This window comes from Paenibacillus sp. 203, assembly GCF_037027525.1.
Lineage (GTDB): Bacteria > Bacillota > Bacilli > Paenibacillales > Paenibacillaceae > Paenibacillus > Paenibacillus polymyxa_B.
Window position 1 is genome coordinate 1 of the sequence record NZ_JAXCHD010000089.1, and the last position, 255, is coordinate 255.

Annotated in this window: 1 pseudogene; it reads right to left on the reverse strand. The window is 49.0% G+C overall.

The annotated features are described in order from the left end of the window. Window positions 1-255: pseudogene (locus WA407_RS26525) on the reverse strand (IS5/IS1182 family transposase); the annotation flags it as partial.

Sequence of the window (255 nt, forward strand, 5' to 3'; positions counted from 1 at the left end):
CGTGGCTTTTCCGGTCCTCCTTCACCGCTTCGTTAAGCTCGTCCATATAGTCTTTGGTATTCTGCAACACTTGTTCTTTGGTGTACTGGTGCCTGTTAGCATTGGCTTTGACGTGTGTGGAATCGGTAACGAGAACACGCCCACCCACCATTCGGTGAGAGATCGCCTGCAGCACAATTTCATCGAAGATATCTTGAAAGATCGTGGTGTCTTTAAAGCGAGTGCGACGATTCCAGCTAATCGTCGTATGGTCTG